Below are 19,916 nucleotides of genomic sequence, written 5' to 3'. Positions count from 1 at the left end.
TACTTAAGTGCAATAAAGCATTTTATGAAACCATTTGACAAAACACTTTTCATGCTGTATACTGAAGAGGAATTAAAGTGTATTTATTGATTTCACATATTTTTGAAAGTCATTTTTACGTTTAAATGATTTTCAAAAATATGTGTTTTTCTTTTTTGCATCACGATTTATATTAAAATTTAGGAGGTACCAAAAATGAATAATGGTACAGTAAAATGGTTTAACGACGAAAAAGGTTTTGGTTTTATTTCAGTGGATGGCGGCGAAGATGTATTCGTACATTTCTCAGCAATCAATACTGACGGACGTAAAAGTCTTGTTGACGGACAACGTGTAACATTCGATACTGAAAAAACTGACCGTGGCTTACAGGCTACAAACGTTTCAGTTGCATAATTTCATTATTTAAAACAGCCCCAACGATTTATCGTTGGGGCTGTTTTTTTATCATTCAAACGCTCTTTTATTCAATTTTGTAATCATCGTAGCCTTGTTTTTCGTGCTTGATTTGCGAATCATTTTTCTTCATATTAATTGACTGCACCACAAGAAAAATACCACTCACCCCGAGGAATAAACCGATAATCATCATAAAAAAGTTAGCCAGTCCGATGGGATTAACAAAAGCAAAAATTCCAAAGGCGATTAAAAGAATCCCGATTACAATTTTCACGATCTTAGCCGCACTTCCTGATCTTCCAGATGCGATCAATAAAATAATACCGCTGATTATTCCCCACATACCAATGATGAAAACAATAAATTTAATGACAAAACTTGGATTTGTTAAAAATAATACAGCGATCAACAAATCAAGTATTCCTCGAGCAATGCCAAAACTTACACTTGAGCCATATTTACTACGGATGATCAGAGCAGAAATGATAGCAAGGGCGCCCATTAATCCACGATAAATACCAAAAATTAATACCAATAGCGTCAGCGCCTGACTGCCGTAGATAATCGACAACGCACATAAAGCAATATAGCAAAGCCCATCCAGAAGCATGAGCCACCACTTGCCGTATGAACGTTCAAGCATATCCACACCAAAGGACTTCACATCACTTTGATTCATCTAAAAACCTCCTTTTTAATTTTCTTCTTTCTCCATGGCTTCCACCACGCGATTTAAAACCTGAGCTGCCCGAATTTTAACCGGGTTACATGCCGCAACCGGATCTCGATGGTATTTCTTGATGTAAGCGCAATCGATGCTGCCAAACTCTTCTTCAAATTCTTTAACCAGAAGTTTGGCCGCCTTCGTGATTTTCGCCTGATCGGTTGGCCGCTCCTCTGCATATAATAATCCCAGTGCTGCCAATGAACCAGAAAAAGCCCCGCATGTTTTTTCCGAATAAAATCCAGCGCCGAAGCCCTGCAGCATTTTATAGCTTTCCGTACTCAGATCGAAATCATATTTGTCATTGGCGGCCCGAAGCAGGGTCTCTGCGCAATTCATATGATAAAGCGGCTGTTCTTCCTGGGGCTTGTCTTTTCCATAAGCGTTGTAGCTTTCTACCAGTTTTTCCATTATTCTCCTCCGGTTTGTTTCTTGTTTTAAGAACTAACATTGATTATAATCATTCTTACGATTTACATTATATATAATTGATTACCGTTTGCATAGAAAAAAGTTGAAAATGCTATAACATTTTCAACTGGTCGCATCCGCGGCTATGAATTTGCAACAATTGGCCGACTTCAGTATATCGACAATCAGAAATCAGACAACAATCCGATATTTTTTGATCTTACTGTACAAGGTATTTCTCTGCACTCCCAAAGCCTGAGATGCCTGGCTGATATTTCCCTGAAACAGTTTCAGAACCTTGGTTATATGTTCTTTTTCAACATAGCTCATATCCAATCGTGATGGATCCAAGTTTTCCAAACGCTCACTGGCAGCGATTGCCGACTGATCATCTGTTGCATGATCAGATAACGACTGAATATCCTGACTTGAATTTTTAGCGAAATATTTGCCGGGAAACGACTCGGTCCCGATGATCAGCTCGACCACATTTTCCAGTTCTCTGACATTACCGGGCCAGTTGTAATTTTCCAGTATCTTACGCGATTCTGCTGAAATTTCAATTTCTTTTCTGCCGTATTTTTCCGAGATATTTTTCATGAAATACTGAAAAAGCAGATCGATATCGCTTTTTCTTTCTTTTAATGGCGGCAGATACAGCGGCAGCACATTCAGTCGATAAAACAAATCCTTGCGGAAGCGGCCGAGTTCAACTTCCTTTTTTAAATCCTTGTTTGTTGCGGCAATGATTCTCACATCGATCGGAATCGGATTCTGGCTGCCGATTCGGGTGATGATGTTTTCCTGCAGCACCCTCAGTAACCGGGTCTGCATATCCAGAGGCATTTCTCCAATCTCATCCAGCATGATGGTTCCGTTGTTTGCCTGTTCGAATTTCCCGATATTTCCGCCCTTTTTGGCCCCGGTATAGGCGCCTTCTTCGTAACCAAACAGCTCCGATTCAATCAATTGATTGGGAATGGCGCCGCAGTTCAGCGCAATGAACGGTTCATCCATTCGCTTGCTATAATTGTGAATGGCCTGGGCAAATACTTCTTTCCCGCAGCCGCTTTCTCCCGAGATCAGAATAGTCGACCGGTTATTTGAGATTTTCTTGGCATACTCGATGGTATTCACAAAGCTCTCATCTTGTCCCATTATTTTGTCGAACGTATAATAGGGTTGATATTGTTTCTTGTTTGTCTTCGACTTATCTTCTCTCAGAATAAACACCACCTCGATGCTGTCATCTTGGGGATTGTAGATGGGGCTGGCTGTCATCGCACAGGGGAAATGATTTCTCAAGGCCCTGATATTCACAAACCGGGTCACATTTTTTTCCCGGTTAATGGCTTCCTTGACACTGCTCCACTCTTCAATAATTTCACTGACGTTCGTCGCCGTCAATTGTTTGTATTTATTGCCGAATAAATCGACCGCCCGCTGATTGTGTATTTTGATATTGCCGTCCAAGTCAGAAGTCAGAATCGCGACCGGCATGGAATTGAAAATCGTTTTGATGTGTCTGTTCGTCATGTTCTGAAGGCGGTTAAATTCTTTTACCTTGAGCATCTCTTCAATGGCATTGGAGGCAGCGATGACCATTCCCAGTGTATGGGGATGGACCGAATCTGAATAGCCGGTCAAATTCAGTGCGCCGATCAGGTTGCCGCTGACGTCTTTGATAGGCGCTCCGGAACAGGTCCAGCGGTGATAGGCTTTGATGAAATGATCTTTTCCTGACAGTTGTACCGGCGCTTCCGATTTGATAACCAGGGACATCGCATTCGTCCCGATGGATTCTTCATTCATATAGGCACCGGCAATCATTTTCAGGTTGAATGCTTCCGACAGTATTTTTTCATCCCCAAGGGCATTGAGAATACAGCCCTCTCGGTCTGTCAGCAGCACGAAAAAGTTTTTCCCGCGCACAATACTCATCAGGTGTTCAATATATGGCGATGCGGTTAAGATCAAATCTCTGTTTTTTGAAAACACATCCTGCAATTCAGCATGATCAATGATTTTTTTGCTGTAGACTTGGTCTTCCGTTATTCCCAATTTGGCACATCGTTCCAGCGAACTTTTAATTTGTTCATGATAAATTTTAGTATTCATTGTTTTTGTCCTTTTTCATCAATTTCACAGCTCCAGCTTTCTTTTTCCGGATCATACCAAACTTTTCTAACACATCCGTAGGGCAGGCTTAGTTTTAAAATATCGCGCAGATCCAATCCCAAAATTGCACTGAGAATCACCCGATTAACGCCCGAGTGTCCGATAATCAGAATATTTTCCGTCGGCTCCTCCCGGACAATTCTCTCAAAGGCCGGCATCACGCGCTGCTGCAGATCAAAAAAACTCTCTCCATTCGGCGGTGTAAAGCAATCTATTTCCAGCCCTCTTTTTTCATAGGCAGCTGGATCGGTTCTTTTGATTTCAGAGAAGGGTATGCCTTCCCAGTCTCCCATATTGATCTCCTTGAATTCATCCACAAGGATTTTAGGAATCGCTCGGCCTGCCAAGATGATCTCCATGGTATTCACACAGCGCTTTAGCGGACTGGTATAGGCTTTGTCCAGCGGGATGTCCGAAAAATAATCTTTTAGTTTTTCAGACTGTTCAATCCCCTCTTCGCTCAATGGCAGCTCGGTTTGTCCAATATAGGCCTTTTCCCCGTTCCATACTGTTTTTCCATGCCTAATTAAATAAATCTGTTTTACCATCTGGCAGCCCTTCCCCGGTTATTGCTTCGATCTTCCTCATAATCAGTCTGGCATTTTCAAAGCGTCTCGCGATCTTTTCAAGCACCGCCGGATTTTCTTTATGCTTCATCACTGTCTGCTGCTCTCTTTTTTCCAGACAAATCACCTGATCATCAGCAACCAGCTTATCGGCCAGATACAACAGTTCGTTTTCCGTAATGCCGCCCTTTTCAGCGACGATGATATCCATATGGGTGGAAATAATATTTCCGGTTTTTTGATACCCCAGTTCTTTGAGCAGGCTTTCACCCTTCTGCGGATGATGTTTTTCCCGGCGCCGGATGTCATGCAACAGTGCTGCAGCCTGCACGGATTCTTGATCCAGCGTAACACCTTTTTCTTTTAGCTTGCTTAACAGAAATAGCGATACTTCCAGCACTTTCTCGCTGTGCTTTCTGATATTTTCCGGCACCTGATAGATTTCCAGTAAAGCCGCACATTCTTTTAGATTAAGTGCCGTTTGGGAATCATAGCGTTGCAGTGCTTGATAATCATCCGGCGTATCCATATCCAGCAGAATCGCTTCGTCCTCGAGTGCCAAATCCGCCGCATCGTCTCTATAAATATCCAGCAACCTTTTCAGTCCACCATCCTGGTCATTGTCCTGGATGATTTTTTGATATCGTCGGCGGATTAATGGCGGATGACCCCGTTCTCCCCGAAAAGCGGGATAAATGATGCCTTTATCAAGGTCCTCTAACGATGCCATCAGCCGTCTGATGGTCCGCTCTTTGACAAGCGGGATATCCACCGGATGAATAAAAAATGCATCGATGGAATCCTCCAGCAGAGTCAGTCCTTTAACAATGGAAGTATACATCCCCTGCTCAAAGTTTTCGTTAATAATCCCCTGAACGGATGTGTTTTTAAAATATGGGATGATTTTCTCGGCTCGATATCCCATCACCAGGATAATCTGGTCAACGCCGGCTGCTTGATACGCGCTGACGACTCTTTCAACCGCTGTGTCATTTCCAAATTTGAGCAGCGGCTTAAACCCGTCCATCCGAGACGAATAGCCAGCTGCAATGATGATTGCGGCAATCTTGTTTTTTTTCATCTTTTAGGTGTTCTCCTGACCTGTATCATCTCCGCCGCAATGCTGACCGCCAGCTCTTCCGGTGTTTCGCCGTGAATGGGAAGGCCGATCGGACTGTAAACCCGCTCCAGATCTCTAAATGTAAAACCTTCCTCCAGCAGACTCTGATACACTTCATTTCGTTTGGTCCGGCTGCCAATCATCCCGATATACTGAGCGTCTGTCAGCAGCATCTGAGCCAATACCTCTTTGTCGTAGATGTGACCTCTTGTGACGATGATCACAAACGAATGCTGATCAATTTTCACCCGATCCGTTACCCGGTCAAAATAATCAGCCACAATCACTTCATCGGCCGTTTCAAAGCGCTGGGCATTGGCAAATTCGTTACGATCATCGACAACGACCACATAGAACCCCAGCACTTTGCAAAGATCCGCCAGCACTTTGCCAATATGTCCGGCTCCGAATATGACAACATTTTCAGTCGTAAAAAAAGGCTCGATGAAATACGTATCGTCATGGAAGTAAGCTTCCCGGTGTTTCATTTCGTGGAAATTTTCTCTGATTTCTTGGATCAGGCTGATTATTTCATCGCATTCTGCTCCGAACAATCCGGTTTCGGTACAAATCCATTTTTTCAGGCCTGATTCTTTTTGGCTTGCTTCCGGGATTTTTGTTATAATCACAAAATCCTTTTTCTTTTCCATTGACTTGGTTATTTCACCGTAAAAATCATTCGCCAGCTGATCCTGACAATCGATGTATTCCAACAGGATTTTCAGATTGCCGTTACCTTTCGTTCCGACGTTGACAACATTTTCAGTCGAAAGAAGAAAATTCTCGACGCAGGATGATTTATCTTTAAAAACTTTCGCCGCCGATTTGATGATCATCGCTTCAACAAGCCCGCCGCCGATGCTTCCTTCAATGGTAAAGTCCGGTCTGATCATCATATTGCTTCCTTCGCCACGGGGAGCAGAACCGGACTTTTTCAAAATCGTTGCCAGAACCAGGCTTTCATGGTTGTCAATGATCCTTTTTGCAGACATTAAAACGTCATTCATTTCTTCTTTCCTTTCGCATGTCGTAAATCTTTCTTTTAAACATACTGTTTTTTAACTGATTGGGCTTTTTTTCCTGATTTGCACTCACATTCACTTCAAGCGTAATTGAAAAGCTGTTTTTTATATATTCCTGTATCATGGTGCTTAATTTTTCTTTGATGTGTGCATCATGGCTTTCATTATAAAGCGCTATTTCAATATTAAGACGGTTATCATCATCCAGAACCGCCTGATAATCGACAATTTCTTCGAACCGGAGAATCATTTCATCCAGCCGTTTCAGCTCAATAAAAGCGTCATCATCAAGTTCTATCCGATTGTTAAATCGCCCTTCCACTTTTTTCAGCGTTCTTAAAAATGTACCGCAGGGACAGCTTTTCTCAGAAAATGCAGCAATATCACCGGTACGGTATCGGATTAACGGCATCGCTTCCCGGGTCAGGCTGGTAAAAACAACCTCTCCATATTCCCCGTTTTCCACCGGCGCTCCTGAATAAGGATCGACTATTTCAACATACAGATCGGCTTCACGCAAGTGATAGCCGTTTTGAGCCTCACACTCGACGCCGCCGCCATACCCCATTTCGGTCATGCCGTAATGCGTAAATACCTGGCAGTTGAACTTCAGATGCAGCTCATCGACCATCGCAGCCGGTACATAATCCGTACTTAACAAGAGCTTTCTTATCCGCCTTTTAAACACATCACTTTTCATGCGGCTTAAGTATAAAACCTGAATCGGAATTCCGACAATACAGGTGATCTGATTCGCCTCAATGGTTTTTTCCACTTCGTCAAGATCGGTCAGCAGACCGAATACCGTGCAGGGCACGCCGGACCGTGCCAGTGCCTTTTTGAGTAGATCACCGATGCTGCCATAGGTGTTTCCCGGCAATAAAACGAGGACCCGATCGCTGCGGTCGGTCAGTGAGCGCATACCGTAATTAAAGAAATCAACGGTTCTTTCCAGATCCTGATCGGTAAAGAAAAGACGTTTTCTTTCTCCATTGGTACCAGAGGTATTGAGGGTTACAATCCGGTCGATTTTTTGCTGCGGCACACAGACAAAGGAATATGGCGCCTTTTGTAACGCCTCAGCAGTGGTAAAGGGGATGTTTTTTACATCATCCAGAGAATTAATGGTGCCCGGTCCGATCACCGCCAGATGATTTTTATAAAAAGCGCTGTTTTTTCTGGCATAGTCCATTGTTTCCAGGATTTTTTTCAATTGATAGGCTTCCAGTTCGGCCTGATTACCTGCCGCTATGCCTGTTCGGTTGACGATCCAGTCTTCAAGTGGTGTTTTTTTCATTTTATGCCTCACTGACCTCGATATAACGATTGCCCTTCTCTGTTTGTAAGATTATACATGCAAAACGGTATTAACTGCCCCCTGGTGTTGACGACATGGATACAGCAGTCCCGGACGCGTTCCAAATCAAGATTCCAGGCGTCCTGAAAAGCCATGCCCGAAACACTGAAAGAATAGCGGTTGATCCGATCGAGAATTTCATCAAAGCCCTGGGCAATAAGCTCCTCGGTTTTGTTTTTTTCTTTAAACGGATCAGTTGTTTCCTGATCGCCCGACCATTTGCGGGCGACGTAGGCTTTGGTTTTATCCGCGCCCGCTTCAGCTTTTTCACTGCCACAGCAGGAAACATTTCTTTTTAAACTGATCAGTTCTTTATTTTTCTGATAGATATAATTGCCATGAAACGAACAGAGGGCATTCTCACATCCCGGCGGATTGAAATCTTTCACTTTGAACTTGCCGTGAGTCTGTTCTTCAATCCTGTCCATGACTTCTCCCAGGGTCAAGCGCTGTTCATTTTCCGGAAAACCGGGGATTCGTCCAAAATAGCTGACCGGCTGAAAATGTACACCCTTTACCGTGGGCATCCATTTCAGCGCAAGATCAATGATGTTTCCGATATCCTGATCATTGATACCGGAAACCAGGGTTGGCACCAGCACCACGCCGATCCCGTATTTTTTGCAGTTTTCCAGTGCTTTGATTTTTATTTCGAATAGCGGCTTTCCTCTTAGTTTTCGGAAAATCTGATCGTTTGTTCCATCAAACTGCAGAAAAACCGAATCCAGCCCGGCTTCTTTCAACAGTTTAACATAGTTTTCATCTTCACCCAAACGAATCCCGTTTGTATTGACCTGAATAAAGGGAAATCCGATTTCATGCCCCATTTTGACGATCTCCGGCAGATCATCTCTTAAGGTCGGCTCGCCACCGGAAAGCTGGATGTTGCACTTCCCGGATGTTGCCATCACACTTCGGTACATGGCCTCAATGGTCTCCCACGAAAGGTCTTCCTGATGGCTGCCTTCCGAACTGGCAAAGCAGAATGCGCATTTCAGGTTACAGTTCTGCGTCACCTCGATCAGCGCCGTGCAGGTATGCTGGCGATGATCCGCACACAAGCCGCAATCATAGGGGCAGCCTTGATCAACTGGTGTATTGGGGTTTTTAATCCTGGCCGGCACTTTATTTCGCACCCATTTTTCCATTGGGGTGCTGCCCCGCCAGAGCAGCGTTGTAAACCGGCCATGTTCGGGGCAGGATTTTTCCATATAGGTTTCATCATTCCGGTTCCATTTTATCGCCGGTATCTTTTTTAAACAAACCGGACAAAGGCTTTCTGTTTTGGCAATGACACGCTTCATGCTATTCCCGGCTGCCAAGTTCATAACCATGTTCCTGGAGAATTTCCTGAATTTTGCCGAAGCTCTCCAGTATCGTATCCCCGCATTTTACCGGATAACTTCGGTTGTTTTCATCCTCAAAACGATAAACCCCAATCAGATCCACACATTCCAAACTGCCGAAGCGCTCCTCGAACCAGTCCATATATTCTCTCACCATGCTGCCATAATCTTCTTTTGTCCATTCTTTTGCTTTACCTTTTCCGGCGTATAAACCGATAATGCCGATTCCACCGGTGAGAACTCCGCATTCCTTCTGGGTACCCCCGATACCATCACAAAAGCCGCCCATTGCACGAATCAGATCTTCATTTTCGCTTTCTTCCATATCCAGCGCCAATTTCATCATGATCTGACTGCAACAAAAGCCATCTGAAACAAGTTTAAATAGTTCAAAAGCTCCTTCATTCATTAATTATTCCACCTTTCCGGCTATCATCATATAATAACCCGGTTTACACCGCTGCAACTGCTCCTGAAAATCCGCTGCCCCGGAACCCGTCGTTTTCTGCCAGAACGCCTTCATCGAACCATGCTCAAAAATGGTTTTCACCAGCAGCTGTTTCAGCAAGTCGCTATGATCTTCCAGGAGCATGATTTCAAAACCGCTGTTTTCCAGATCAGTCTCCAGCTGCCGGATATCATACAAACCCCGCATACAGCTGGAGAAGGCATAGGGTTCCAACAAATGAAGGAACTCCGGTCTTCTGGCATACACATCCGTAATGAAAAAGCACCCCTGCTTTTTGAGAACCCGATGCACTTCCTTCAATGTTGTTTTCAGATCATCCATCAGGGACAGGGTGCATTCAGACAGGACGCCCTGAAAAGAAGCATCCTCAAACGGAATGGATTCGCCCCGGCCGAGATGGAATTCCCGCTCCGGATTATTTTCCCGGGCGATCTCCAATAGAACCCTCGACGGATCAATCCCCACCGCTTTCAGGCCATGTTTTTCCGACAGATAAGCCACCGTTGCACCCTGTCCGCAGCCCAAATCCAGCAGCCGGTCTGCTTTGGTCCACTGGCAAAATTCAATGCCTTTTTCGGTTAGATCAAATCCACCCGGCCGCAGGGTTCCGCCCAGAAGGCAGGACATCGCGGGACTTTCGTAAGCACAATTCCCCGACAACTATTTGTCCTCCAGTCCCTGTTCAACTTCCAGCATTTTGCCCAAAGCCAGGGACTCGTTGACAAACACCTGATGACAGGTCGGACAATTCAGCAGCTCCACTTCAAATTCTCCTTCCAAATAGCGGACTTTGACTTTTGACAATTCCAATTCTTTCTGACATTTATCACAGATCCAGGATTGATAGTCTTCTTTTTCTTGATACATTTTATTCCTCCACTATTTCCATGCGATGACTGTAGACGCTTTTTATTAAAAACTTGTCATCTTCCTGAGCATACTGCACCCAAAAAGTGACATGTTCAATTTTCAAGCTCGCTAAATAGTCGCCGCTGTCCGGATTATAAAAACGTTTTCTGATCTCCTGAGCGTTTTTGATAACAGCCTGAACGTCCTCCAGCAGAATATAGCGGTCCTCCATGTTCTGGCGAACTGTTTCTGGGATAACAAGCTGATAATCATCTGGCACTGGTTCGTCGACATCTTCCCGCCAAATTTCTTTCAACAGTGAGCGTTTTACCAGGCTTCGGTTCTGATGACGCTCTGACAGGGTTGGCATTTTTTTTACCGCACCATCCTCATTGTCTTTGGGATAAATCAGATCCAACAAATGATAGGTTCTTTTCCCGCCGGAAACGAATAAATCCTTGCACATTGTACAGTATACCAAAATATCATGCGGGCTTTCCTGAATCCGTTCGGCGACAAAACCGTCCGCTTGTTCGCGGTTGGCGTAGTAGACCAGGCCACCATACCCGCAGCATTTTGTTTTTTCTTTGCTGTATTTCATCTCTTCGATGGTATAACCCAGGCTTTCAGCAATCTTTCGGATACTCTCCTGGAGTTCGCTGTTCTCTCTCGTTCCACAGGCATCATGAACACTTAATGTTTGTGGGCTTTTAATCCAGTTTTTGTTTGGCAAACCCTTCTCGAGATAAATATCCCAGAGCGACCGGACTTTTATTTCCGGTAAATACTTCTCAAAAACGCGGATGCAGCTGGAGCATGCCAGTATAAAGGTTGGCCGTTCCATCTCTTCCCAGACTTTTTTAATGGCTGCGACGTTCTCGCCCATCAGATCCTGCCGGCCGGCCCAGTCTGCCGGAGCACCACAGCATCCGAGATAAATACCGACGTCTCCCTTCATATGTCCGACCAGATACTCGTAAATTCCCTTGATGTCATCGGGATAGGATGCCGGCAGCTGACAGCCCGGGTAAAAGAGATATTCGGTTTTTCCGGTACCATGATACAAACCTTTCACATAATCGGAAAAGGAAATAAGCGGGTAATAAAACAGATCTTTGGATGCCTCTTTACTGGGTTGTTTGCGAACCAGTGAAAAGCGTGAACTGTTTGAAAACGCCATATCTTTCAGGGCAAAATCATGGGCACTGACCGGCATTTTATTTCTTTCCACCATGCTTTCTCTCGTTTCCTGGATCACATCTTTCATACTGATATCTAAAAAGCATTCTTCCTGACACAACCCGCACTCGGTACAGGAATTGATCATTTTATTGGCATAATGGGTTCCTAAGATAATCCGCTCACTGTGGTTGATCTGGCGTATATAGGCATAGGGTGAGATGTCATATTTTCTCAGATGGTTGCATCCATCCATGCATTTTCGGCACTGGCATTTGATGCAGCGTTTTGCTTCCTGGATTGCTTCTTCTTGGCTGTATACAGAAGCCTGTTTTTCAACCTTTGGCAAAACGTCGGTTTCACTTACATCCTGTTTGAGCGGCGTTTCAAAAATGCCTTCTCGATCTCGCGAATCAGTCAGGGATACCTTTGATAAAAAGCGTTCGATGGAGAGGGCAGCTCGTCTTCCTGAGCTGGCCGAAAAAATAACCGAGTCGTTTTGCGTGACCATTGCACCGCCAGCAAAAAGGTTTAATTCTCCCACCTGGAAGGTTATTTTATCGATTTCCAGCGGCGCAGTCCAATCACTGGCACCCAGATACACCGCATCATATTCCGAGAGCAAATCCGATAAGCTGTTTTCATCGATCAACCGGTTGAACTGAATGCTGATGCCCTTGTCTTCTACTTGCTTTAGCTCTTCTGACAGGGTTTTTTCTTTCAGCGAATCACCAATATGATTCCACAGACGCCCACCCAGACGGTCGGTTTTTTCATAAAGAACGATTTCATACCCTTTTTTATCGAGATCAACCGCCGCCGTGAGCCCGCTCAGACCGCTGCCAACTACCGCAATTTTACCCTTTTTCTTAGGAACCGGCCATACTTTTTTAGGTTTGGCAGCGCCGTATTCCAGAACTGATTTTTCCAGTTCGGAAATGCTGATGGCTCCACCGGCCTCATTTCTGACGCAGACTGATTCACAGGGGTGATCACAAATCCGACCGATAATTTTATGAAACGGAAGCTTCTTTTCCATCAGCTTATAGGCTTTTTGAAAGTCCCCTTTTTCAATTTCTGATATGAATTCTATTATTTCCAGATGAACCGGACAATTGGCCGTACAAGTTGGAGGCTCCAGAAAAATGCACCGATCCCCCGTTTCCAATAGCTTGTCTAAATTCATTTTCTCTGCTACCCTTCTAATTTAAAATAGAGCTGTTACAAAACTCCGTTTTAATTGATCGCACCCAGCCAGCATTTCCGCCCGGCATGAGAGCGGATACCCGTTTGGATATTCGCTCCAGCGCGTGGTGGATCATTGGCAAGTTCGGACAATTAACCGATTTGAGTAGATACCTTTAATCGGCTTTTCGAGTTTGCAACAGCCCCTTTGTTATAATGTTCAGACTACTTTTGTAAATCTTTTAAACCTGCCAGCACTTTTTCCGGATAAGCCGGCAAATGTGTAATACGTACGCCACAGGCATTATAAATCGCATTACAGATCGATGCATGCGGTGCCGACAATGGCATTTCTCCAGAACCGGCAGCTCCAAATGGTCCCAGCGGACGTGGTGTTTCCTGATGAATCAGAACGATTTCGTCAGGCACATCTTTGACCTGCGGAATGCCACAACCGGTTAAAGTTGTATGTTTTTTCAGATCTTCAAAGTCTTCGCTCAATGCCAGACCAATCCCCTGAGTCAAGCCGCCCCACAACTGACCGTCAAGAACGATCTTATTGGTAATGGTACCACAGTCTGAAACCAGGGTCAATTTATCGACATGTGTTTTTCCGTTTGTCGTATCGACAGAAACTTCTGACAATAACACACCGTACATGTAAACCGGGAATGGATTTCCCTGACTTGTTTCAACCGATGGTGCGGTACAAGGTGCTGTCCAGACGCCATCATATCGTAATGGCAAACCTTCAGCGACCATTTCATCATAAGTTCTGAAACTGCCGTCTGCTTTTTTCATGGCGGCTAGTAAGTTTTCACAACCGACTTTGATGGCATTACCAACTAGTACATTCGATCGGCTACCGCCGGCTGGTCCACTGTTTGGAGTCAGCTTCATGTTATTCATAACCAGTTTAATCTGTTCTGGTTTGATTCCTAATGGTCTTAATGTTTCGTGAGCAAAGGTTAATGTACCCATATCAGCTCCCTGACCATGATCTTCCCATGAATCGCCGACAGTCACACCATCTTTGGTTAATTCAATCCACATTTCGGCAGAGTCTGGGCCGTCAAGTCCGCAACCATAGATGTTCAATGAAATACCAACACCGTGTTTGATATCGCCGCCTTCGGCATTCAACGCTTCGGCTTTTGCTTTGGCATCCTTATAAATCGGTCTGATTTTATCAATTGCTTCTTCCAGAACATAAACATCCGGTTTACATCCGTTTGGTGTTGTCGATCCTCTGTTTTCACGATATACGTTCTTGTAACGCAGTTCCAATGGATCTTCGCCCATTTGCGCTGCCAGCATGTCAATCAATGTTTCTGAGGCAAACAGACTCTGTGGTGAACCATAACCTCTGAATGCTGATCCCCAGCCATGATTGGTGGCAACGGTGCGGCCTTCGCCACGAATGTTCGGAATATCATAACCGGCACCGATAAACTGAGAACCACGGGTGGTTACCAGATCACCGAATTCACAGTATGGACCATGATCGCAAGACCAGTCGGTTTCCATCGCTTGCAGGATACCATTTTCATCCGCACCCATTTTGACATTCATCCAGAACGGCGAACGTTTTCCGGTATAGGTAATCTGTTGGTACATATTGAATTCCAGATAAACTGGTCTTTTAGTAACTAATGCCGCTACACCCAATAAACCTTCGATGGTTGGGCTGAATTTATAACCGAATGTTCCACCGGTTGGGTTTTGAACAATGAAATATTTGGTTGGATCCACGCCAATGGCTTCTGCTGTCATTAACTGATGGAAGTGAAGAGCAATACTCTTGGAATGAACCATCAAATTATCTTCTTCATCGAAGTATGCAAATCCTACGTCTGGCTCCAATGGCAAATGTGGTTGTCGGCCAACATAGAAGTCGCCTTCGATAATATTCGGAAGTTTTTCCATAAATGGAGTTGTTTCTTCGCCTTTGACAACATTTGTTTTAAAATAAACATTTGGTGTTCCCGGATGAATTTCGATGGCATCATCTGCCATGGCGGCCGGAGCACTCATGTAAGGAAGTAGTTCTTCGATTTCTACAACAACTTTTGCGGCTGCTGCTTCAGCCTGCTCAGGTGTGTCGGCCAATACCATGGCGATTGCATCCCCAAACTGGAAGATTTTCTTATCGCATAAGATCGGTCGTTCCAGTCCATCGCCTAAATTCGTTGGAAACGCCAAACCATTAATACGGTTTGTTCCCGGAACATCTTTATAGGTTAATACTTTGAAAACGCCTTCCATTTTTTCCGCTTCAGAGGTATCAATAGAAATAATGTTTGCATGAGATACCTGTGCCTGGACCAGTTTAATGTGCAAGGTATTTGCTGGTAATTTTAAGCCTAAATCCGCACCAAAGTCCCATGTTCCTGTAACTTTTGCTAGCGCAGAAGGACGGACCATCTTCGATCCCATGATGGAATCGCCTTCTTTTAACTGGTACCAAAGATCTTCTTTTTTAACTTCGCCACGCATTAATTTGGCCGCATCCATAACGGCATCAATGATCGGAATATATCCGGTACAACGACAGACATTACGATGTTTCTGGAACCAGTCTCTTACTTCCTGTCGAGTCGGATCAGCATTCTCTTCCAATAAAGCGCTTGCCGAAACAATAAAACCAGGTGTACAGAATCCACACTGAGCAGCTCCATTAATCATCCATGCCAACTGCAATGGGTGAAGATTATCCTTTGTTCCCACGCCTTCAATGGTGATGATTTGAGATTCGTCATCAACTCGTTTCATTTTTGTAACACAGGATCGTACCACCTTGCCATTTAATATGACTGAACAGACGCCACATTCTGCTTTACCGCAACCTACCTTTGTTCCTGTTAAACCCTGTTGTTTTCTGATTACATTTGCCAGGGTTGTTTCAGGATCGTCAATCACAGTCCTCTGAATCCCATTAATAAACAAAGTCTTTTTTTCCACGTTGAATACCTCCTTAAAATATTGGATACAATAAACCTCTTTGGGAAGCCTAAAAGTTCACCCTTGCCAAATTCACAATTGAACAAATTTCCAGGTTTAACTTTTGGCGAACCATCCATTCAGAAACCCTTTGCAGTCATAACAACCTGCCCGCATCGTCTCTGTGAATTTACACTGGTTCGGCGACCATAAAATTCATTACCTGCTATTATTACCCTGTTTTTCTAAACGAAACCATTGTAAACTAATTCTTTCACAAAAATTTCATGTTTCATTAACTTTTCATTCTCTCAGGAATGCAGTAAAACAAGGTTTGGGCAAAATACAATAACAAATCTTTATGATGTCACGCTTCTGTGTGTTAATATTTAGCAATTATTGTGCCAACATTTAAAAAGCCAAATTCCGGCGATTCTTGATCCTGCGAATCATCAGTGTGTTTATATTTTGAGCATTCTTGTCGTTTGAAGATGTTCGTAATTTGACCATTCGCTTATTTTTTGATCATCAATTATTCTGTACCGTTCGAAAAAAGGACATATCGTTTCGTAACGATTAGTCACCAAGACGATATGCCCTTTCAAAACGGGATTACTGAACATTAATTTATCAAGATTTCAGGGTTTCATTATCCATCCGCCACCGGCCGTTTTCGGTTCACTTTGCTGATCGCTAATGCCTGCGCTCGCGGCAGGGTTTTCCCGTTCCGCCATTTTTTATCATCAAGATCTCGGCCAATATGGAAAAAGCGACTTCTTCCGGCGACGGATCGCCGATGTCCAAACCGACCGGGGTGTGGACCTGCTCAAGCAAATCCCTGGTGATCCCCTCTTCTTCCAGTTGCCGGTACATTTCTTTTGTCTTTTTTATACTCCCCAGCATCCCGACATAGGCAAATTTCTTCTGCATTGCCCCTTTGAGTGCCGATTTATCCTGGGTATGCGTTGATGCGCAGCAAATATAATAGGCACCATCAGGGATATCTGTCTCCAGTATACCGGTTTCAAATGTCTCGCACGAAACAAAATGATCTGCAAGAGCGATCTTGTCCGGTATCTGCTCTGGCGAGCGGGTATCAATCAGTGTCGTCTCAAAATGAAGAAGTTTTGCAAAATGGAGTACCGCACTGCCGACATGACCGCCATTGCAGACCACCAGCTGCAATCTGGGGCTGACGACTTCCACAAACAAGCTTGTGTTAAACGTGCACCCAAGCCCCGTTGCTTCATAGGTGGGTAAATGCGCATACCGCTTATAAAAACTCTTTCTGTCTTTAATTGCCTGTTTGGCCTCTTCAATCGCCTGTCGTTCAAATTCACCACCGCCCACGGTCCCAAATGTTGTACCGTCCTTAAGCAGCAACATTTTCTTGCCAACTTTACAGGGCGATGTGCCTTCTGTTTCGGTGACGGTCAACAGTGCATACGGCATTCCGGCCTTTTGGGCTTTCATCTGTTCTTCCAGAATTTTCATACTTCCCCCTCATTACTCATTCTCATTTTTTTCAACAATAAACAACGCCTTGGGTGAATTGTTCACCTTTCAGGCGGCAGTCAATTAAAGGCAAACCGATGATTAACTTTTTGCCTTTTCACAAATCAAAGCTGTAATACTCTGGCAGGTGATATCACTCTGCTGATATTGACCTAGTTTTTCCAATTCTTCTGTTAAAAAATCTTCTTTTTTCAGTTCGATTTCAAAGACACTTTTTAAAAATTCGTGTTTCTTTATCTCTTCATCTTTAATTTTATAATATGCAAACTTGTTTTGTCGCCGGCTTTCCAGAATTCCCGCGTCACTCATCAGTCGCAAGTGCTTTGACAAGTTTGACTGGGAAATGCCCAACAGATACTCCAGCTCACATACGCACAATTCATCCGCGTAGAGAAGATTCAAAATCCTCAGGCGATTCGTATCGGATAAAATTTTAAATAGTTCAACTGCTGTCATATATTTTCACACTCCTAAACAATCACATAACTTTATGCTCATATGATATTCCGTTCAATTGTTTTTGTCAACCGTTATTTCCAGCAAAAATCTACCCCCTTATTTTATTGACGAATGCTGCCACGAAAGCTATGATTAAAGCAGTAGCTAAGTATATCATTATATTGTTATAAAAGGAGCCTGTAAATGGATGTTTATTTAGATAATGCTGCAACAACCTATCCCAAGCCATCAGTCGTCCCTAATCGAATTTATGATTACATCGTCAACAATGGTGGTACTTCCGGAAGAGGTGCATACGAAAAAGCCATGCTGGCTGACGGACTGGTTTTCCAGGTTCGCAAACGTTTAGCCGGACTTTTTAACCATCCCGATCCAAAGACCGTCATTTTTACTTCATCCGTTACCGAATCTTTAAATCTTGCCCTGCAGGGTATTTTAAAGCCCGGTGATCATGTCGTCACCAGTGCTTTAGAGCACAATGCTGTCTGGCGTTGTCTCAAAACGCTGGAGCGCGATCGTGGCATTTCAATTTCAATTGTTCCGGCAAATGCTCAGGGCGAAACAGCCATCGAAGATGTCGCAGCCGCCATCCGGCCCGAAACCCGGCTCATCGTTTTTACCCATGCTTCCAACGTTCTGGGCACCATCCAGCCCATCGCTGCCATCGGTGATCTGGCTCGCAGCAGAAAAATCCTGTTTCTTGTCGATGCCGCTCAATCCGCCGGGGTTCTCCCCATTGATGTTCAGGCTCAGCAGATTGATCTGCTGGCCTTCACCGGACATAAGAGCCTTTTGGGTCCCATGGGAACCGGCGGGCTGGTTGTAAACTGTGCGGTGGATATTCATCCCCTGATCTCGGGCGGAACTGGCGGTGACTCCGCTTATGAATACCAACCCGATTATTATCCCAATCATCTGGAAGCCGGCACACTGAATGTCAGCGGGATTATCGGTCTCGGAGCCGCCCTGGAATTTCTGGAAACCGAAGGACTGGAAAACATTCGCCGTAAAGAGGACCGCCTGGTGGACTACGCTTTAAATGCACTCAGAACAGTCCCCGGTATCGAACTGTATGGCCCTCAGGATTCAGCCAAAACAGTTGGCGTCATCCCGTTTAATATCGCCGGCCACCTGCCGGAAGAAATCGCCTTTTACCTGGATCAGGAATGCCATGTGATGATTCGCTCCGGCCTGCACTGTGCCCCCAGTGCCCATCGCCTGATCGGCACCGTCACTCGCGGCACCTGCCGTATCGGAATCGGTTATTTTAATGAAACCACTGACATCGATGCCCTCGTCAACGGATTAAAAGCATATATAAAGGAGATCCTAAACTGCAATAAAACGTATTAACAAATGTGTTCAAATGTGGCATAATGTGCTTATTTATTAAAGAAGGAGTATATTATGAAAAACTTTCTCCTGAAGAAGAAATGGTTCAAGACTTAATCAACATCATTCATGTTTTTAGCTGTCGAATATATGGCCTTCGTAAATACAAATCCAAAATCAAGGAGGATGAAGGATTATGCGAACCTATAAAACAGAAATCAACCCAGCGGAAGAACAAAAACTAAAAATCCGTCAAACCATTGGAGTATGCCGTTTTATTTACAACTTTTACCTTGCTCACAACAAAGAAGTATATGAAAAAGAACAACGTTTTGTGTCTGGATATAATTTTTCAAAATGGCTTAACAATGAATTTATTCCCAATAATCCTGAATATCTGTGGATCAAGTCAGTCAGCAGCAAGGCAGTCAAGCAATCAATCATGAATGCTGACACAGCTTTCAGGCGATTTTTCAAAAAGCAATCAGGCTTTCCAAAATTCAAGAAAAAAGGAAGCAGCAATGTTAAAGCCTATTTCCCTAAAAATAACAAGACAGACTGGACAATTGAACGTCATCGGTTAAAAATTCCAACTTTTGGGTTTGTCCGGTTAAAAGAAAAGGGTTATATTCCAACAAATTCAAAAGTAATGAGTGGAACAATCTCAATCCAAGCCGGACGATATTATGTCAGCATCTTAGTCGATGAAGATTTTGAACAAAGTATGGGAGTTTTGCCTTATGGGATCGGGATTGACTTAGGGATTAAAGATTTTGCGATCATCAGCAATGGAGATGTTTACAAAAACATCAACAAAACACAAAAAATCAGACGAATAAATAAACGCCTCAAGCATGAGCAGAGA

General features: G+C 44.1%; 18 protein-coding genes and 1 pseudogene. 4 read left to right on the top strand and 15 right to left on the bottom strand.

From position 1 onward, the window contains the following. The first annotated feature begins 195 nt into the window (after positions 1-195). Positions 196-396 carry a cold-shock protein gene (locus tag GH808_RS11120; RefSeq protein WP_186842866.1) on the top strand — a complete coding sequence of 67 codons (201 nt, stop codon included), beginning with the start codon at positions 196-198 and terminating at the stop codon, positions 394-396. Between the two features lie 67 nt (positions 397-463). Here the strand turns inward: GH808_RS11120 and GH808_RS11115 are convergent, their stop codons facing one another. The 15 genes from GH808_RS11115 to GH808_RS11045 form a co-directional block, all read right to left on the bottom strand. Continuing rightward, a complete protein-coding gene (locus GH808_RS11115; protein WP_186842865.1) occupies positions 464-1,078 on the bottom strand; it encodes an HdeD family acid-resistance protein in 615 nt (204 codons plus the stop codon). A gap of 15 nt (positions 1,079-1,093) precedes the next feature. Continuing rightward, the gene (locus GH808_RS11110) at positions 1,094-1,534 is read right to left on the bottom strand and encodes a C-GCAxxG-C-C family protein (RefSeq protein ID WP_186842864.1); all 441 of its coding nucleotides are present in this window, start codon (positions 1,532-1,534) and stop codon (positions 1,094-1,096) included. A gap of 192 nt (positions 1,535-1,726) precedes the next feature. Further along, positions 1,727-3,652, bottom strand: coding sequence for a sigma-54-dependent Fis family transcriptional regulator (locus GH808_RS11105; protein ID WP_186842863.1), 1,926 nt, complete (start codon positions 3,650-3,652; stop codon positions 1,727-1,729). After that, on the bottom strand, positions 3,649-4,260 hold the full coding sequence (gene cobC / locus GH808_RS11100; protein WP_186842862.1) for an alpha-ribazole phosphatase: 612 nt from the start codon (positions 4,258-4,260) through the stop codon (positions 3,649-3,651). The genes GH808_RS11105 and cobC overlap by 4 nt, the downstream gene beginning before the upstream one ends. Further along, positions 4,235-5,359 carry a DVU_1551 family NTP transferase gene (locus GH808_RS11095; protein WP_186842861.1) on the bottom strand — a complete coding sequence of 375 codons (1,125 nt, stop codon included), beginning with the start codon at positions 5,357-5,359 and terminating at the stop codon, positions 4,235-4,237. Before GH808_RS11095 ends, cobC begins: the two co-directional genes overlap by 26 nt. After that, entirely contained in the window at positions 5,356-6,405 is a 1,050-nt protein-coding gene (locus tag GH808_RS11090) for an XdhC family aldehyde oxidoreductase maturation factor (RefSeq protein WP_186842860.1), read from the bottom strand. Before GH808_RS11090 ends, GH808_RS11095 begins: the two co-directional genes overlap by 4 nt. Further along, on the bottom strand, positions 6,398-7,717 hold the full coding sequence (locus GH808_RS11085; RefSeq protein WP_186842859.1) for a DVU_1553 family AMP-dependent CoA ligase: 1,320 nt from the start codon (positions 7,715-7,717) through the stop codon (positions 6,398-6,400). Before GH808_RS11085 ends, GH808_RS11090 begins: the two co-directional genes overlap by 8 nt. Positions 7,718-7,725: 8 nt before the next feature. After that, entirely contained in the window at positions 7,726-9,081 is a 1,356-nt protein-coding gene (gene trsS / locus GH808_RS11080) for a radical SAM (seleno)protein TrsS (RefSeq protein WP_186842911.1), read from the bottom strand. 1 nt (position 9,082) lies between these two features. Continuing rightward, entirely contained in the window at positions 9,083-9,532 is a 450-nt protein-coding gene (locus GH808_RS11075; protein ID WP_186842858.1) for a DVU_1555 family C-GCAxxG-C-C protein, read from the bottom strand. A 3-nt stretch (positions 9,533-9,535) separates the two neighbouring features. Beyond that, positions 9,536-10,252, bottom strand: coding sequence for a DVU_1556 family methyltransferase (trsM, locus tag GH808_RS11070; RefSeq protein ID WP_243166194.1), 717 nt, complete (start codon positions 10,250-10,252; stop codon positions 9,536-9,538). Then, positions 10,253-10,459 (bottom strand): DVU_1557 family redox protein, encoded by a 207-nt coding sequence (locus GH808_RS11065; RefSeq protein ID WP_186842857.1) that lies wholly within the window; start codon positions 10,457-10,459, stop codon positions 10,253-10,255. It lies immediately after the preceding gene. Position 10,460: 1 nt separating this feature from the next. Further along, positions 10,461-12,827 (bottom strand): pyridine nucleotide-disulfide oxidoreductase/dicluster-binding protein, encoded by a 2,367-nt coding sequence (locus GH808_RS11060; protein ID WP_311135784.1) that lies wholly within the window; start codon positions 12,825-12,827, stop codon positions 10,461-10,463. A 203-nt stretch (positions 12,828-13,030) separates the two neighbouring features. Then, the gene (locus tag GH808_RS11055) at positions 13,031-15,766 is read right to left on the bottom strand and encodes a molybdopterin-dependent aldehyde oxidoreductase (protein ID WP_186842855.1); all 2,736 of its coding nucleotides are present in this window, start codon (positions 15,764-15,766) and stop codon (positions 13,031-13,033) included. Between the two features lie 672 nt (positions 15,767-16,438). Beyond that, positions 16,439-17,239 carry an XdhC family protein gene (locus GH808_RS11050; RefSeq protein WP_186842854.1) on the bottom strand — a complete coding sequence of 267 codons (801 nt, stop codon included), beginning with the start codon at positions 17,237-17,239 and terminating at the stop codon, positions 16,439-16,441. A gap of 102 nt (positions 17,240-17,341) precedes the next feature. Further along, complete coding sequence (locus tag GH808_RS11045) at positions 17,342-17,716, bottom strand: ArsR/SmtB family transcription factor (RefSeq protein ID WP_186842853.1); 375 nt, start codon at positions 17,714-17,716, stop codon at positions 17,342-17,344. Between the two features lie 186 nt (positions 17,717-17,902). Here GH808_RS11045 and GH808_RS11040 point away from each other — a divergent pair, with 186 nt between their 5' ends. The 3 genes and pseudogenes from GH808_RS11040 to GH808_RS11035 form a co-directional block, all read left to right on the top strand. After that, positions 17,903-19,072, top strand: coding sequence for a cysteine desulfurase (locus tag GH808_RS11040; protein ID WP_186842852.1), 1,170 nt, complete (start codon positions 17,903-17,905; stop codon positions 19,070-19,072). A gap of 56 nt (positions 19,073-19,128) precedes the next feature. After that, positions 19,129-19,300, top strand: a pseudogene (locus tag GH808_RS15410) (IS607 family transposase); the annotation flags it as partial. Continuing rightward, on the top strand, positions 19,269-19,916 hold a 648-nt coding region (locus GH808_RS11035), incomplete at its 3' end, for an RNA-guided endonuclease InsQ/TnpB family protein (RefSeq protein WP_420797527.1). The pseudogene GH808_RS15410 and the gene GH808_RS11035, both read left to right, overlap by 32 nt.

The organism is Acetobacterium fimetarium (genome assembly GCF_014284475.1).
Classification (GTDB): Bacteria; Bacillota; Clostridia; order Eubacteriales; family Eubacteriaceae; genus Acetobacterium; species Acetobacterium fimetarium.
The sequence above is the reverse complement of the archived record's forward strand: the minus strand, read 5'-3'. Positions and strand labels throughout refer to the sequence as shown.

Excerpts from the sequence above, each read along its gene's own strand:
- GH808_RS11120 (WP_186842866.1), top strand. The coding sequence starts at position 196 with ATGAATAATGGTACAGTAAAATGGTTTAACGACGAAAAAGGTTTTGGT.
- GH808_RS11115 (WP_186842865.1), bottom strand. The coding sequence starts at position 1,078 with ATGAATCAAAGTGATGTGAAGTCCTTTGGTGTGGATATGCTTGAACGT.
- GH808_RS11110 (WP_186842864.1), bottom strand. The coding sequence starts at position 1,534 with ATGGAAAAACTGGTAGAAAGCTACAACGCTTATGGAAAAGACAAGCCC.
- GH808_RS11105 (WP_186842863.1), bottom strand. The coding sequence starts at position 3,652 with ATGAATACTAAAATTTATCATGAACAAATTAAAAGTTCGCTGGAACGA.
- cobC (WP_186842862.1), bottom strand. The coding sequence starts at position 4,260 with ATGGTAAAACAGATTTATTTAATTAGGCATGGAAAAACAGTATGGAAC.
- GH808_RS11095 (WP_186842861.1), bottom strand. The coding sequence starts at position 5,359 with ATGAAAAAAAACAAGATTGCCGCAATCATCATTGCAGCTGGCTATTCG.
- GH808_RS11090 (WP_186842860.1), bottom strand. The coding sequence starts at position 6,405 with ATGAATGACGTTTTAATGTCTGCAAAAAGGATCATTGACAACCATGAA.
- GH808_RS11085 (WP_186842859.1), bottom strand. The coding sequence starts at position 7,717 with ATGAAAAAAACACCACTTGAAGACTGGATCGTCAACCGAACAGGCATA.
- trsS (WP_186842911.1), bottom strand. The coding sequence starts at position 9,081 with ATGAAGCGTGTCATTGCCAAAACAGAAAGCCTTTGTCCGGTTTGTTTA.
- GH808_RS11075 (WP_186842858.1), bottom strand. The coding sequence starts at position 9,532 with ATGAATGAAGGAGCTTTTGAACTATTTAAACTTGTTTCAGATGGCTTT.
- GH808_RS11065 (WP_186842857.1), bottom strand. The coding sequence starts at position 10,459 with ATGTATCAAGAAAAAGAAGACTATCAATCCTGGATCTGTGATAAATGT.
- GH808_RS11050 (WP_186842854.1), bottom strand. The coding sequence starts at position 17,239 with ATGAAAATTCTGGAAGAACAGATGAAAGCCCAAAAGGCCGGAATGCCG.
- GH808_RS11045 (WP_186842853.1), bottom strand. The coding sequence starts at position 17,716 with ATGACAGCAGTTGAACTATTTAAAATTTTATCCGATACGAATCGCCTG.
- GH808_RS11040 (WP_186842852.1), top strand. The coding sequence starts at position 17,903 with ATGGATGTTTATTTAGATAATGCTGCAACAACCTATCCCAAGCCATCA.